The 15,949-nt window shown below is 34.5% G+C and carries 11 protein-coding genes and 1 other annotated feature; of the genes, 6 read left to right on the forward strand and 5 right to left on the reverse strand.

Annotated features, from left to right (window positions below; genetic code table 11):
- The first annotated feature begins 269 nt into the window (after positions 1 to 269).
- On the forward strand, positions 270 to 1,595 hold the full coding sequence (gene brnQ / locus QA612_RS05870) for a branched-chain amino acid transport system II carrier protein (RefSeq protein WP_278282838.1): 1,326 nt from the start codon (positions 270 to 272) through the stop codon (positions 1,593 to 1,595).
- Positions 1,596 to 1,958: 363 nt separating this feature from the next.
- Here brnQ and QA612_RS05875 read toward each other — a convergent pair whose 3' ends face one another.
- On the reverse strand, positions 1,959 to 2,339 hold the full coding sequence (locus tag QA612_RS05875) for a hypothetical protein (protein WP_278282839.1): 381 nt from the start codon (positions 2,337 to 2,339) through the stop codon (positions 1,959 to 1,961).
- A gap of 27 nt (positions 2,340 to 2,366) precedes the next feature.
- Positions 2,367 to 4,064 carry a septation ring formation regulator EzrA gene (gene ezrA, locus QA612_RS05880; RefSeq protein ID WP_278282840.1) on the reverse strand — a complete coding sequence of 566 codons (1,698 nt, stop codon included), beginning with the start codon at positions 4,062 to 4,064 and terminating at the stop codon, positions 2,367 to 2,369.
- Between the two features lie 666 nt (positions 4,065 to 4,730).
- Between ezrA and hisJ the strand changes: the two genes are divergently transcribed.
- Complete coding sequence (gene hisJ / locus QA612_RS05885) at positions 4,731 to 5,549, forward strand: histidinol-phosphatase HisJ (RefSeq protein ID WP_278282841.1); 819 nt, start codon at positions 4,731 to 4,733, stop codon at positions 5,547 to 5,549.
- 21 nt (positions 5,550 to 5,570) lie between these two features.
- Here hisJ and refZ read toward each other — a convergent pair whose 3' ends face one another.
- Positions 5,571 to 6,194: a forespore capture DNA-binding protein RefZ gene (gene refZ / locus QA612_RS05890; RefSeq protein ID WP_278282842.1), complete on the reverse strand. Its 624-nt coding sequence runs from the start codon at positions 6,192 to 6,194 to the stop codon at positions 5,571 to 5,573.
- Between the two features lie 80 nt (positions 6,195 to 6,274).
- On the opposite strand from refZ, the gene QA612_RS05895 reads away from it, so the two are divergent.
- A complete protein-coding gene (locus QA612_RS05895; RefSeq protein ID WP_278282843.1) occupies positions 6,275 to 6,754 on the forward strand; it encodes a GAF domain-containing protein in 480 nt (159 codons plus the stop codon).
- 80 nt (positions 6,755 to 6,834) lie between these two features.
- Here the strand turns inward: QA612_RS05895 and QA612_RS05900 are convergent, their stop codons facing one another.
- Complete coding sequence (locus QA612_RS05900) at positions 6,835 to 9,147, reverse strand: sensor domain-containing diguanylate cyclase (RefSeq protein WP_278282844.1); 2,313 nt, start codon at positions 9,145 to 9,147, stop codon at positions 6,835 to 6,837.
- 414 nt (positions 9,148 to 9,561) lie between these two features.
- Between QA612_RS05900 and rpsD the strand changes: the two genes are divergently transcribed.
- On the forward strand, positions 9,562 to 10,164 hold the full coding sequence (rpsD, locus tag QA612_RS05905) for a 30S ribosomal protein S4 (protein ID WP_278282845.1): 603 nt from the start codon (positions 9,562 to 9,564) through the stop codon (positions 10,162 to 10,164).
- A 553-nt stretch (positions 10,165 to 10,717) separates the two neighbouring features.
- The gene (locus tag QA612_RS05910; RefSeq protein ID WP_278282846.1) at positions 10,718 to 11,128 is read left to right on the forward strand and encodes a hypothetical protein; all 411 of its coding nucleotides are present in this window, start codon (positions 10,718 to 10,720) and stop codon (positions 11,126 to 11,128) included.
- A gap of 83 nt (positions 11,129 to 11,211) precedes the next feature.
- Here the strand turns inward: QA612_RS05910 and tyrS are convergent, their stop codons facing one another.
- The gene (gene tyrS, locus QA612_RS05915) at positions 11,212 to 12,486 is read right to left on the reverse strand and encodes a tyrosine--tRNA ligase (protein ID WP_278282847.1); all 1,275 of its coding nucleotides are present in this window, start codon (positions 12,484 to 12,486) and stop codon (positions 11,212 to 11,214) included.
- A 66-nt stretch (positions 12,487 to 12,552) separates the two neighbouring features.
- Positions 12,553 to 12,764, reverse strand: a binding site (T-box leader).
- A 194-nt stretch (positions 12,765 to 12,958) separates the two neighbouring features.
- On the opposite strand from tyrS, the gene QA612_RS05920 reads away from it, so the two are divergent.
- A complete protein-coding gene (locus QA612_RS05920; protein WP_278282848.1) occupies positions 12,959 to 15,904 on the forward strand; it encodes a transglycosylase domain-containing protein in 2,946 nt (981 codons plus the stop codon).
- Positions 15,905 to 15,949 lie beyond the last annotated feature (45 nt).

Raw genomic sequence — 15,949 nt, forward strand, 5'->3', positions numbered from 1 at the left:
CAGTTTATTCGTGAAGCATGTGCTCGTAGCTATTGCTCTTCTCGCAGGAGTCTCCCATGATCCGCAAAAATCAAATTCTTATTAAAAACAACACTATCCTTCAACATAGCCATAAATTTAAAAAGTTTTTTCTCAATTAATATTATTTTCACATAATTATCACTGTTATCAATCTTTCTATATGTTAAAATACTTTGGGCTTGTTTTTTGGACCACATAATTTGTTTAAGAAAAATAATACTACATAATAATAAGGAGGCCCTTCCTAGATGAACAACAATGAATATACTACAAAAGATACGATTATGATTGGTTTAATGATGTTTGCACTCTTTTTAGGTGCTGGTAACCTAATTTTCCCTCCTGCACTCGGTCAAGAGTCAGGAACAGCTATTTGGACTGCAACGTTTGGATTCTTAGTTACTGGTGTAGGTTTACCAATACTAGCAATTATCGCAATTGCAAAATCCGGAGGAGATTTGCAAAAAATTTCTCAAAAAGTAAGTCCTTTCTTTGCTATTATCTTTCCCTTAGCTGTTTATTTAGCTATCGGACCACTTTTTGGGATTCCACGAACAGGATCAGTTGCATATGAAATTGGACTTTTACCCTATTTAACTGGAGGACCCAACACTTTTTCCTTATTAGTTTTCACTTTCTTCTTCTTTGGTATTAGTTATTGGTTAAGTTTAAATCCCTCAAAACTTGTAGGAAGAATTGGAAAGGTATTAACACCTATTTTAGTATCCATTCTCGTTTTGTTAGCTTTGGTAGGTATCCTTCAGCCAATGGGTTCTCCAAATTACCCAATCGGAGGTTACGAGCAGCATTCATTTTTTAAAGGATTTCAAGAAGGATATTTTACGATGGATGCGATTGCAGCTTTAGTATTTGGTATTATTGTTATTACTCGAATGAAGGAACGAGGAATCTCAACACATAGAGAAGTAATTAAAAAGGCAACTCAAGTTAGCTTTATAGCTGGAATTGGATTAGCATTCGTTTATTTAACTTTAGCCTATTTAGGTTCAACAAGTGTGGATGTTATTGGTTATAAGGAAAATGGTGGAGCAATATTATCTGGAGTTTCTCAGCATCTATTAGGGTTTTCAGGTTTAATTTTATTATCCATTGTTATTACAATTGCATGTCTAACAACTTCTGTAGGTTTAATTTCTGCATTCGGAGAATATATTCAACGAGTTATGCCCACTATCCCATACCCTATAACTACAGGAGTTATAGCATTATTTAGCTTTTCTATGGCAAACATGGGGTTGACACAACTTATACAATTTTCGTTACCAGTACTGTTTATGATCTATCCAATTGCGATTGTACTAATTATTTTAACAATATTTAGTGGCTATTTTAATCATAACTCGTTAGTGTTTAAAGGTGCTGTAACAGGAACAGCTTTAGTAAGTATTCCTGATGGGTTAAGCCAGACAGCAACATTTAATGAAACCTTTCAACCAATCCTTTCGATTCTCCCTTTATCCAATATTGGCTTAGCTTGGTTAATTCCAGCCATTATTGGTGGAGTAATTGGTGGTCTCATTTCAAGAAGAGCAATGAGATTTCCAATTCAATAAGAAAAGCGCAAGGCGCCCCAATTACGCCTAAGTACAGCCTACGTCCTGTAGGCAATGGCGTAATGTCGACATCCTATCTCCGGCGACAAGCAAATGTTCTGTCCGTTAAAAAGTGCTTTTTACTTTTTATACGGACAGAACATTTGACACGAGGTGATGGCGCCTCAATTTAACCTAAGAACGCCCACGTCCTGTGGGCAAAGGTTAAATCATCGACATCCTGTCTCCTAGACAACGTTAGAAAAAAAGGTTGTCCTTAAAGTCTTTGACTTAAGGGACAACCTCTTCCTTTTATTATTGCATTCTTAAATTTTTTGCTGTAATTGACTTAGTATGCTTTGGTACAAGGCTTTAACCTTTATTCTAATCAATATGGTTATTATGTTGATTGATGATTGAGAGTAGCTCATCAATGGATATTACCTGATCAGGAGCAACTGAACTAAGCTCTCCATACCTTATCCCTCTCGTTACAAGACTTTCTACATCAAAATTCCAAGAGTTTTCTTCTACTACAACTGTTTCTTCAATACTTTCTAAAACTTCTGTTGGTTCAATCATTTTATCATCAAGTGAAACATTCCATTCTCTTTCCTCATCAATCAAGTGATCTTCTGCAAATTCCTTTATTATCGTTTCCGATTGTTCTTTACTTTCTAATGGGAATATGAAATGGAAAGCAACAGTCCATACACTTATACATAAAAATATAGCTATTATTACAAAGAAGCCTTTTAGCCTCATAACAAAGGTACTCTCCTTACATAAATTTTAATGATGTGCTGATGTTAATACTGATACTTTTTCTAAAACGTCTGGATCAACTGGTTCGATAGCTTGAACTGCAATTTCTAGGGCATCTTTGTATTGATAATTTCTGAAATAATCCTCTGCCTGTAACAAACTAATATTTATATTGTCGTACTGTCTACGATAACGATTTCCATATTGAATAACACTTTCTGCTAATGCTGCTTCTTCTAATATTGTTAATAATTTTTCAACACAACGTTCTACATGATGAGTCGCATCATCTACCTTTGCAAGTACCTCATCCATAGACAACGGTATTTCATTCAATTTATCTGACGCTTGGTATATATTTTTTTCCGCCTCATCTAATTCAATTAACAACGATTCTGGTACTCCTGGTAAATTGCTCTTCTTAAGTTTTTTATGCCCAAAGATTAATTTATTTCTTAACTCACTAATAGTCTCAGCCGCTGTCCTTTCATCTTTTCTAAGATGATTTAATCGATCATTTACATCTTGCATTTCTTTTTCAAGTTCTTCAATTGAAGCTTTAAAATCTTGTATTATCCCTCTCAAGGCAGTATAGGTTTGCTTATTTTCTTCTATAGCATCGAGAATAACAGAGAACTGATTTGATAGATCCTTTAACTTTTTCTCCATCTTCAATTGCTTACGATCATCTTCTTCAGATAACCGATAGCTTAATTTGACAGTTTCTGTATCATCTCTTAATTTTTTAAATTGAAATGGAAGATTTCCAAGTCTTTCTTGTATTTCTGGAATTTCTTTTAGAACAATTTGCTTAGATATAACTTCATATTCTAACTTTTCATAAATTTCATCAATTTCCTTTTGGATAATTTCAATTGGTTCTCCAACTTCTTCTAGCTTTAAATTTTCAACTAAAGGGAGAATTGCGAATAGTCTCCGTTTCATATCCTTTATTTGGAATTTAAAAGTAAAGTGCTCCAAGGAGTAACCTTCTTCTTCTAATTCACTTAATCCTTTTTCTAAATCCTCTATTTGTCTAGGGATTTCTTTTTCAATTTGTACTAAAAATTGAGGAACTTGTTGTATCAACTCGTTTAAACTTTCCAACTGATTACGAGCTTGCAGAAGAGTTTCACGAGCTTGTAGATAATTCCCTTCTTCTGTCTTTATTTCAAACGTATTAAATAATTCCTGTACTTCTTTCATTTGTTTGTCTAGTGTAATTCCTGTTCCTCCAAGTGTTCCACGATGTGCCCATAATAGCTTTTTTACTTCATGATAAAAGTTCTTTACTTCATGTATATCTTGACGATTTTGCTCTTCACTATGTACAAGCTGATCAATTTCTTCTAACATCTCTTGTAGATGTTCTTTTATATTTGAAAATTCTTCATCTACAAATTTTATTAGCCTTTTGCATTTATTAAATCTATATTTATTGGCTAACTCTTCAATATCAAAAAGCTTTTCTTCAATATCAGGGAGCTGTATAGTTACAATTTCATCCCAGCTATTTCTCCATTGGTCAAAGCGTTCTTCTGTTTCCCCTAACATTTTTAATGATTTAATTCTTGAAAGCTCATCAGTAACAGGTTCATTTAATAGTTGTATTTTTTCATGTTCTAGTCGATCTACTTCTTTATAAATTTTCTTCCTAGACCATGCCCCATAAAAAACTACTACGGCTATAAGTAAAATTAATCCATAAATAATGTACATATACATATGAGGCCATCCCTTCTGCTACATTATTATTTTTTAACAATCCCGAAAAATACTATTTCTAATGAAAAAAATCATTATATGAGTCAATTTCATAATTCACTATTTCATTCTAAAACACGAACAACTATACAAAAAATTTAAATATAATTCGATCTCCGCTTCAGACGGACCAATTACGCCTTAGAGCAGCCTACGTCCTGTAGGCAACGGCGTAATGTCACCATCCTAGCTCCGGGCGCGGCTTCAATCTCCACACTAGACATTTTGTATACTACTAAAGCATATTGTCCTGTCTCTGCCTCTACAAGTATTGCTCTGTTGTTAAGTACGTCAAGACAACTCATGCCTATTCGTGAAGCAAGTGCTCGTCGCTAGAGTCACAGCCTTCCACTTCAAGCGAAAATAATGTTCGTCTTTTTCAACAAATTTCTATATATGAAAATCATTCATATGAAAAACAATTCCCTATTAAACTTGTTTGTTTTAGACATTTATATGAATGTCTCATATAATCAAACTAGTAAATAACATTAATCTTATTTTAACATACAAAAAGCAAGAAATATTTACAAAATATATGTTTTTTTTATCTTTTTCTGGCTTTTTCAAACTAGAATCATGTGATTTAAATCATATTATAAATTATTATTTAGGAGTGCATAACATATGAGTATTTTTGATGGTCATATACATAGCCCTTTTTGTCCACACGGATCAACAGATTCATTCGAAAAATATATCGAACAAGCAATTAATATCGGCTATAAAAAAATGACGTTTACAGAGCATGCTCCATTACCAAATACGTTTACAGACCCTGTTCCACTAAAGGATAGTGCAATGGAAATGAATAACTTAGATCGTTATATTAACCAATTAAATAAACTTAAGTTTCAGTATAAAGACCACATTCAAATTCATATTGGATTAGAAGTAGACTATATTGAAGGATTTGAAAGGGAAACAAAGGACCTTCTAAATAACTGGGGTAATGCACTAGACGATTCTATCTTATCTGTTCATTTCTTAAAATGTCCGAACAACCAATTTATATGTCTAGATTACTCACCAGCTTCATTTGAAGACCTCGTTCATCAATTTTCTTCAATTCAAGATGTATATAAGTCCTATTACAGAACCGTTCAAATGTCTATCGATTCTGATCTTGGCCACTTTAAACCTAAAAGAATTGGTCACTTTACTTTGGTTAGGAAATTTCAAAAATTGTTTCCAAGAACCTTCGATGATAGTCAGTTGATTGAAGATATTTTAATGAAATTAGGAGAGTTGCATTATTCTATTGACGTCAATGGCGCAGGACTATTTAAGCCATATTGTAAAGAACTATATCCACCTATAAGATGGGTTAGAAAGGCAATAGAAATGAACATTCCCATTGTTTATGGTTCAGATGCCCACCAATCAGATCAACTAGGACAGGGCTTGTCACAAATATGTAAAGAAATAGACCTTTCCAACTTATAAAACAATTGTTTATAAATAATACTAATCCGTTATAGAGGGTTTAAAATGAGTTGCTACCCAATTGGCAATTTCAGAAAAATATTGGTCTAAAAAGTGACTTTCATTTGGCATTAAATGATAAACTTCACGAATGTATTGCGGATGAAGAAAAGGCATTGTTAGCATTCCTCTTAATTGAAGTACAAAGTATTCATTAGGTAATGCATCCATTTCACTATTTTCATGACCTACCATCAAAATTGTATGCAATAAGTGTTTTTCCTTTGTTAAATAGGTTGACATTAACTCTCGTACTAATGTTGTATCTAATGTGATTTCTCGATGAACAAATCGTGCTAGTTGGTGATGCTCCTGTTGATACACCATTACATCCCAGATTGTTTTTAATAGGCAAACATATGAAGTATCTACTTTTTCTCTAGCATTCGTTACATGTATTTCGATGACATTAACATATCCCTCTAGAAATTCTGTAATTAAATGTTCTAGAAGGCCTTGTTTACTTCCAAAATAGTAAGAGATCAATGCAACATTACATTCTGCTTTCCGGGCAATATCACGTACTGACGTCCCTGAAAAGCCTTGAACATTAAACAATTCAATAGATGCTTTAATTACTTTTCCCTTTGATGCTTTGCTATTCATCCATTCTCACCACCTTAAACGATAAACATTATACGAGATCTTTCATATGTTATACTTTTAAAAAAATTAGGAGGTTTTTTATGTTTCAAGTACAAAATTATGCTGGTTCCATAAATAATCAATACAATACATTATCTAAACAACTCTCTGCATTATTAGAAGGAGAAGATGATCTCATTTCAAATTTGAGTAATGCTTCAGCACTATTAAACCAGTTTTTACGTGATGTAAACTGGGTTGGATTTTATTTATGGAAAAACGACGAACTTGTCTTAGGCCCTTTCCAGGGGCTACCGGCCTGTGTTCGCATTCCAAATGGAAAAGGTGTATGTGGTTCTGCCGCAAAGGAAAGAAAAACTTTACGAATAAAAGATGTTCATGAATTTCCCGGACATATTGCTTGTGATGCTGCATCAAATTCAGAAATCGTTATTCCAATAATTAAAGAAGAAAAACTTCTTGGAGTATTAGATATTGATAGTCCCCTAAAGGATCGTTTTTCAGTAGATGATCAAAAAGGTTTAGAATTATATGTCTCTACGTTAACTAAATTTTTATAATTACAAGTTCAACCTGTAATAACATTATAAGAAACACATTCCGCACCTAACGAACGTTATTGGTGCGGAACAACTTCTTATTATGGTGTAAATTTCACTTTATTTCTACCATTTTCTTTAGCATTATAAAGGGCTTGGTCAGCAAAATTAAATAATGTCTTTAAGGACTTATTACCGATAGTTTCACTCCAACTTGCCACTCCACAAGACACTGTCACATGAGGATTGGTTATTTTCATTACTCTTTCTCTAATTCTCTCAGCTATCTTTACCGCATCCTCTAGTTCAGCCCCACGTAGATACACCGCTAACTCTTCCCCGCCCCAGCGTGCGGCTAAATCTTGATGTCCTCTTATATTATCATTAATAGAATTTGCTACTTGAATAATTACATCATCCCCAATTTGGTGCCCAAAACGATCGTTAATTTGCTTAAAGTGATCAATATCAATTAATATAAACGACCCTTTTTGATCTTGATTAAAGGATTGAGTAATTTGGTCATCCAAATATTCTCTCGTGTATAGCTTTGTTAAATAATCAGTAATGACGAGATGCTCTAGTTCACCGTGAAGAATAGAGTTCACAAACGCTAATGTTGAATGTTGTACAAGAGAACGAAACAATTTAAACATGTCGAAACTAAAGGAATATGCTTGACTGCCTAAAACCATCACAGCACCTATAACTTCTTTATTATGGATCATTGGAACGATCATCATAGAGTGAAAGTTCGAGTCATTTCCTAATTCAACATTACCTTTGAAGACCCCTTCTTTATTCGTTCTTACTTTTTCTACAATGGGTTTTAACGTATGGATACAATCAATAGAAAAAAAGTAACTACTGCTCCCATCCAAAATATCCTGAGAACTAAAATTCTTATCTCTAAAAATAATAAACCCCACTTCATCTGCTGAAAAATCTTGAACCATGCGGTTTACCATATATTGAACAACATCAGATAGCTTTAAATTTTCATTTAGCTGCTGAGAGGTTTGGTTAATTAGCTTTAAGTTAGCTATATGCTGTTGAGATTGTTGGTATAATTCTGCGTTCTCAATTGCACTTCCTCCAGTGTCAGCTAAAACTTGAATAAATTCTAATTCATCCTCAAGGAAAACTTTTGTGCTTAGTGCTCCCATTTTAAACACGCCATATACTCCTTGCTTTCCTTTTAATGGAACATATAAAAATGTTTTACTTTCGTTTATTGAAACCTCTAGTTGAAGATGTCCGGTTAAATAGGCTTTTGCTGCCAAATCGTCCTCCGTTGAAACTTGAAAATCTAAGGGTTCAATTGGAAGATGCTCAGGAACATTCCAATCATGAGATAATAGTAAATTTATTTGAAAGCTTGGATATGCTTCAAAAAGTGCTTGTAAAATTTCCTCCAATATTGCGTTAACATCCATAGAGGAATGAAATTTGCGATTTACCTTAAGTAATAGATCTTTACGTGTCTTATCAAATAACATTTGCTCGTAATCAATCATACGTTTAAACCATGGTGCTATAGATTTTAATAGAACTGTTATCAATTCGATGGACTTTAACATGGCACGATTGTTCTTATCTAAAAAGATTACGATTCCAAGGTACTTTATTCCATAAGATACAGGTATTATTATGATATTTTCATATTCACATTGCTTTGAAAAAAGCTTTCTATCTTTTATATCTATGTAGTGTAATGCCGTAAAACCTTTTTCTTTCATTTCCAGAAAATAGTTTATCAAACTTTCTTTATCAATCTCGTATAATTCCTTCCACTGTAATACACTTTTATCTGTGGCCTCCACAGGATTGAATACTTGACTTGCCTTATTTGTTAATGAAAATATTACTTCTCCCTGATAGTTATTTAATTGATGTAGACAATTGAGAAAATGGTGTGAGAATACTTGAATATCGCTTGTATATTCTGTTTCTTTCAATATACGACTAATGAAGTAATGAACACTATCTTTATTTAATAGATGCTTGTTCCTTTTTTCCTCTTCAATAAGCTTCGTTCCTATTTGCAGTGACTTTATTAACCCAAGTAACAAAGTTGATACTACTTTTTTGTCGTATTTGCTTTTCTCCGTTATTATACCTAAATACCCGTACCAGTCTTCCAAATCAGCTGGAAGCTCGATTAATTTCCTGTACATATGGTATTCTCTATTTGAATATGTAAGTTCTTTTGTATTAGTAAATTCTTCAACAGAATGATAAAAGTCAATCATCTCTTTTGACAGGTCACCATATTCATGTGTAATTAAGATTTCTCCTTCTCTATTACACAAAAAAATAATTGCTGGTGAAAAATCATTCTCTAATGAATTATCTTCATTCAAAAGCATATAAAATAACTTAGAGAAATTTATTGAACACGGTTCTAAAACCATATAAATCCCTACTTTCTCAATTGCCATATAAAATTTTTAATATGATATTCTATACTCCTATCGTATAACAAAAAGCTGGCCTACTGTTGCACAATTTTGTAAAAATACATATTTTTATTTTTAAACTTTAAGGATTTTCCCTTGACTTACACTTTTGAAAATTATACACTATAATTTGTGTTAATAAGACAGCCACGGTAAACGTCATGTGGTTTCATTTTATTCCCGTTTGATAGTCACATTCATTGTACTGGCGCAGCATGCGTCGCAGCAAATCCTGCTGCTAAAAAACGAGGTGTATCCCGTAACCTCTAGCTGTCGAGGCGAAGATACATGAAAGTAAAATGCCCAAGTGATCGAGATTACCACTGTTGATTATTTTCACTAATTTCACAAAATAAAGGAGGGCTCATTATGAGTCGATATACTGGACCAAGCTGGAAGCTTTCCCGTCGCTTAGGAATTTCTTTAAGCGGAACTGGAAAAGAGCTTCAAAAGCGCCCATACGGACCGGGGGAACACGGACCGAACCAACGTAAGAAAATGTCTGAATACGGATTACAATTACAAGAGAAGCAAAAGCTTCGTCACATGTACGGAATGAACGAACGTCAATTCCGTAAATTATTTGATCAAGCTGGTAAATTAAAAGGTATCCATGGTGAAAATTTCATGATCCTTCTTGAATCTCGCCTTGATAACCTTGTTTACAGATTAGGCCTTGCACGTACTCGTCGACAAGCACGTCAACTTGTAAACCACGGTCATATTACAGTAGATGGCGGACGCGTTGATATCGCTTCCTACCGTGTACAACCAGGTCAAGTAATTGGATTACGTGAAAAGTCTCGTAACCTTGATATCATTAAAGATTCTGTAGAAGTAACTGACTTCGTACCAGCATATCTTGAAATTGATGCAGAAAAATTAGAAGGTAGATTCAGTCGTCTTCCAGAAAGATCTGAATTACCTGCTGAAATTACTGAACAGTTAATCGTTGAATTCTATTCACGTTAAGGACATAACCTGTCTCAAAGGAATTTATTTCTTTTGGAGACAGGTTATTTTTTTATTTATTTTATTGCTCTGTAATTGTAAGCTTTATCTACAGTTTCTTATTACATAGTTCAATCTCCTTAATTCTCCATTATGGTTCATTATAGAACTTATTAGGATTACCAATTTTCAGGGTATACCGCCCATGCAAGTGTAAATTTGCACCATGGGAAATGAAAATGTTCTTTCTAAAGAATACTACCTTCCCGCATTTGTGATCTTCCGCAGTTTGTGGGAAGAACATCGTCTTCATTCATCCCGCATTGCTTTTTTCTCTTCATTTGCGGGTACATTGGCGGCTTCTATCTTACCGCATTTCAATTTTTCCACTAATTGCGGGCAGATAAGCGGCTTCTATCTTATTTTTTCAGAGTAGACCGCCGATGCAAGTGTAAATTTGCACCATGAGGTATGAAAATAGTTATTTTTGTCGATACTTCAATTTGCTTTTATACCCCGTATTTTCAGGGTAGACCGCCCGTGCAAGTGAAGGCTTGCACCATGGCGCATGAAAATGTTCTTTCTAAAGTATACTACCTTCCCACAATTCTTCTTATCTCCATTTGCGGGCTCATTGGCGACCTTCTATATTCCTGCAAACCTTCCTTTACCGATTTGCAGGCTTATTGACGGCCTTCTATACTACTGCAAATCTCTTTTTCCGATTTGCAGGCTTATTGACGGCCTTCTATACTACTGCAAATCTCTTTTTCCGATTTGCAGGCTTATTGGCGGCCTTCTATATTACCGCAAATCTCTTTTTCCGATTTGCAGGCTTATTGACGACCTTCTATACTACCGCAAATCTCTTTTACCGATTTGCAGGCTTATTGGCGGCCTTCTATATTACCGCAAACCTCTTTTACCGATTTGCAGGCTTATTGGCGGCTTCTATCTTATTTTCAGGGTAGATAATAAAATATAAAAATAGGAGCATCTCCATTTTTAATAGGAGTGCCCCAATGTTATGATTAATTATAAAGTTAAGATTCTTATACTTAACTAGAACTATTCATAGCGAATTAAATAAAATTTCTTTTTACCTCTACGTAAGATTGTAAACTTACCTTCAATTTTATCTTCATTACCTACCGTTTTTTCTACATCTTGGCAACGTTCTCCATTAATGTACACGGCACCATTTTTTATATCTTCACGTGCTTGTCGTTTCGATGGTGAAATTTTCGCATTAACTAATAAATCTACTAGACCTATTTCCTTTTCTGTCATTGTGTAAGAAGGTACATCTTTAAAGCCTTGTAAAACTTCATCAGCTGTAAGCTCCTTTAAGTTACCATTTCCAAAAAGAGCTGCAGAAATATTTTCTGCTTGCATTAACGCTTCATCGCCATGAACGAATGCAGTTAATTCCTGAGCTAGTCGTTTTTGAGCAGCCCTTTCATGAGCACGTTCCTGCACCTCAACTTCTAGAGAGTTAATTTCCTCTTTATTTAGGAAGGTAAAGTACTTTAGAAACTTAATGACATCTTGATCATCTGTATTTAATAGAAATTGATAAAATTCATATGGAGAAGTTTTTTCAGAATCTAACCAAATTGCTCCACCTTCTGTTTTACCAAACTTCGTTCCATCAGCCTTTGTTACCAAAGGAATAGTAAAACCAAAAGCCTTAGCTCGTTCATCCTCTTCTTGACCTGACATCTTTCTAATTAGCTCTAATCCAGCAGTAATATTCCCCCATTGATCGCTACCACCTATTTGTAGCTTACAGCCCTTTTCTTTATATAGCTTATAAAAGTCAAACGACTGTAAAATCATGTAGCTAAATTCAGTAAATGAAATACCGGAGGAAATCCTTGACTCAACGGAGTCCTTTGCTAGCATATAATTTAATCCAAAGTTTTTTCCAACATCTCGTAAAAAATCTATAACTGACATAGAACCGATCCAATCATAATTATTAACAAGCTGTGCACCGTCTTCTCCACCAAAATCTAAAAAACGAGATAGCTGGCCTTTAATTTTATTACTGAAATCTTCCACTACATTTTGCTCATTAAGTGTTCTCTCAGCTTTCTTACCACTTGGATCACCAATTAATCCTGTAGCTCCACCAACTAATGCTAATGGCTTATGTCCAGCTAATTGGAAGCGACGTAATGTTAAGATTGTTAGCAAATGTCCGATGTGTAAACTGTCTCCTGTTGGATCAAAACCACAGTAAAGTGTAACAGATTCATTATTTAGAATATGTGTTAAGCCTTCTTCATCTGTCACTTGATTAACTAACCCACGAAATTTTAAATCCTCTAACAATGTCATTTTTTCACCTCTACATAATATTTGTGATTACTAATGAAATACAAAAAAACTCCTCCCTGTAAAATACATAGGGACGAGTTGTTCGCGGTACCACCCTGATTGAAAATTTTTAAATGTAAATTTTCCTCTCAATATGGTTAACGCCTCATCTACGTCCTTCTTTATGAAGAAATACTCCAAGGAGGTAATTCATTTTCGTCTATGTATCGGTTCACAGCACCACCGATTCTCTGGGACAGGGAGACGAAGACTACTTTCTTCCTTTTCATTGTAAAAATATGAATAGTTTCTAATGAATATTTTTACCATACTACATTCTTGTTTGTCAATAAAATTTTGATTAATATGCATTTCCCAACTTTTTATACTTATATTGAAGTTTTTATTACATTTAAAGAAATGTACATGTTATTTCATTATAAACTTCTTTTTTATGCTATAATATTCATGACTTTTTAGGAGGTTTGCCTGTATGAGTAAAGAACGATTTTCTTTAAATAAACTCTTTAATAAAAGAGAAACACAATATGTGTTTAAAGGGGTGCGTATTACCTCTCAAGTATTTTGGAACTTATTTTTAATTTTTGCTATTCTCGGAACAATGCTCTTATTTTTTGTAGGTGGAGCAGGTGCAGGGTATTTTGCATCCCTTGTAAAAGATGAGCCTGTTCGGACCTATGATGAACTATTAAGAGACATATATGATTATGAAGAAGCGACAGAAATTTATTTTGCAGACAATGTGTATCTTGGGGATTTACCTAGTCCTTTGGAACGAAGAGAAATTCCTTTAGAGGATATATCAGACCACGTAATCAATGCTGTCATAGCAACAGAAGACGAATACTTCTTTGAACATGATGGAATTGTTCCAAAGGCTTTATTAAGAGCTTTGTATCAAGACTTTTCTAACGCAGCAATGCAAACAGGGGGAAGTACCTTAACTCAACAGTTAATAAAAAATCAAATTTTAACAAGTGAAGTAACACATGATCGTAAAGCAGCAGAAATTTTACTAGCCTTAAGAGTAGAGAGCTTTTTTGAAAAAGATGAAATTCTCGAAGCCTATTTAAATGTTGTTCCATTTGGTAGAAATTCATCTGGTAGACAAATTGCTGGAATTCAAGCAGCTGCACAAGGTTTATTTGGTGTAAATGCAAATGAGCTTGATATACCTCAAGCAGCTTTTATAGCAGGATTACCACAAAGTCCATTTGCTTACACTCCTTTCACATCACAAGGGGAAGTAAAGGAAAACATGGATGCAGGCTTAAATCGAATGAGAACTGTTTTATATAGAATGTACTCACAAGAGTATATTTCTGAAGCAGATTATCAAGAAGCACTTAATTATGATATTCGAGAAAATCTAATAGAACCAAGACCAAGTAGTATTGATGATTATCCATACATTACAGATTTAGTTCGTTCGAAGGCACGAGATTTATTAGCAACCGTGTTAATGGAGGAAGATGGAATTGATATTGAAGATATAGACGATCCGTCACAAATTGCTTTAACTGAACAAAGATACAAGGAAGAAGCCGCACGACTACTACAAAGAAATGGATATAAAGTCCATACAACAATTGATAAGGAAATTTATGATGCTCATCAACAAGTTGTAGCTGATTATGCAGACAGCTTTGGGCCAAGTTTATCGGGAACGAGAACAAATGAACATGGTGAAACAGTAGAAAGACAATTTCTAGAAGAAACCGGCTCAGTTCTCATTGAAAATAGTACAGGGAGAATTTTAAGCTTTGTCGGTGGTAGAGACTATTCACAAGAAAATTATAATCATGCAACACAAGCAGAACGACAAACTGGTTCCACAATGAAGCCACTGCTTACTTATGCTTTAGGGTTTGAAGCAGGAGTGTTACAACCAGGAATTATTACTCCAGATACGGAGTTTTACTATCCTCCACCTGATGATGATCAAGAGGTAAACAACTTTGAAGGTGGTCATATGGGTATCATTACTGCGCGTGAAGCGTTGCAACGTTCAAGAAACGTTCCAGCAGTGAGAGAAGCATTAAAAATACCTCATGAGTTTCGAAGAGCTGGACTAGAAAAGTTTGGTTTAGGTGAATTTCTACCGGATGACTACTCTTTTCCACATCCATCATCACCTTTAGGAACGTTAGAAATGACTGTGGAAGGAAATACATCTGCTTATTCTACGTTTGCAAATGGAGGAAAACATATAGAAAGCTACTTAATAGAAAGAATTGAAACATCTAGTGGAGAGATTATTTTCGAGCACGATTCAGAACCTGTGGAAGTTTTTTCTCCACAAACCAGCTATTTAATGGTTGATATGATGAGAGATGTACTGCGTTCCCCGGGTACAGCTGCAGATATACCTGGTTATCTTAACTTCACTGCAGATTGGGCTGGAAAAACAGGAACGACACAGGAAGCTCGAGATTACTGGTTTATCGGTTTTAACCCTAATGTAACATTAGGTACTTGGATTGGTTATGGAAATAATGAACAACTGTCCGGGAGTTACTCTCCTAGATTAAAGAGACTATGGGCAAATATGGCAAATGCATTATATGAAGTAAATCCAGAGCTAATTGGTCCTTCAGAACGTTTTGAATCCCCTGGTGGAATTGTTCAACAATCTATTTGTGGAATTTCTGGAAAACTTCCTTCTGATCTTTGTCGTGAAGCTGGATTAGTTACTACAGACTTGTTTAATATTGACTTCATACCAACAGAAGAAGATGATAGTCTAGAAAGAGTAAATTATGTAAGAGTTGATGGAAGTTATTATAAGGCTCTTGAAACTACACCTTTAGAATTTACGAATGAAGGCATTTCTATAAAAGAAGATTATTTTGAGTTCGCTGGTGGTGACTTTTCAGATTTAATTCCAGATGACTGGGAAATGATTATTCCAGATGAAGAGGCACCTGACAATGAAAAAACACCAGATGAATTAAACTCCCTTGAAGCAAATAGAAATTCGATTACTTGGGATGAGCACCATGAAGAAGATATTATTGGATATAGAGTATACTATTCACCTGAGGAAGGTACTGAGTTCAGGCTTGTAGAAAGCATCAAATGGGATGAGGACTTTACTTACTCTGGTTCTAATGGCGCCTACTATGTTATAGCTGTTGATGTTGCTGGAAGGGAGTCTTCTCCAAGTGACCAAGTAGTGATCGGTGAGTATGTTGATCCATCTGAGGAATCAGATGATGATGACAATAATGACAGAGGCAACAGAAACGATCGTGGAAATAGAGACGATCGAAACGGAAACAATGAAAACAATGAAGATGAAGATGACGATGATAATAACGGCAATAATGGTAATGGTAATGGTAATAATCAAGATAACCGTAACAACAATGGAAATCGACCGGATGATGATGATGATAATAACGAAAATGAAGAATAATTGATATGTATTGTATTAAAACAAGGAACTATAGGGAATAAACCC

This window comes from Evansella sp. AB-P1 (assembly GCF_029688925.1).
Lineage (GTDB): Bacteria > Bacillota > Bacilli > Bacillales > Salisediminibacteriaceae > Evansella.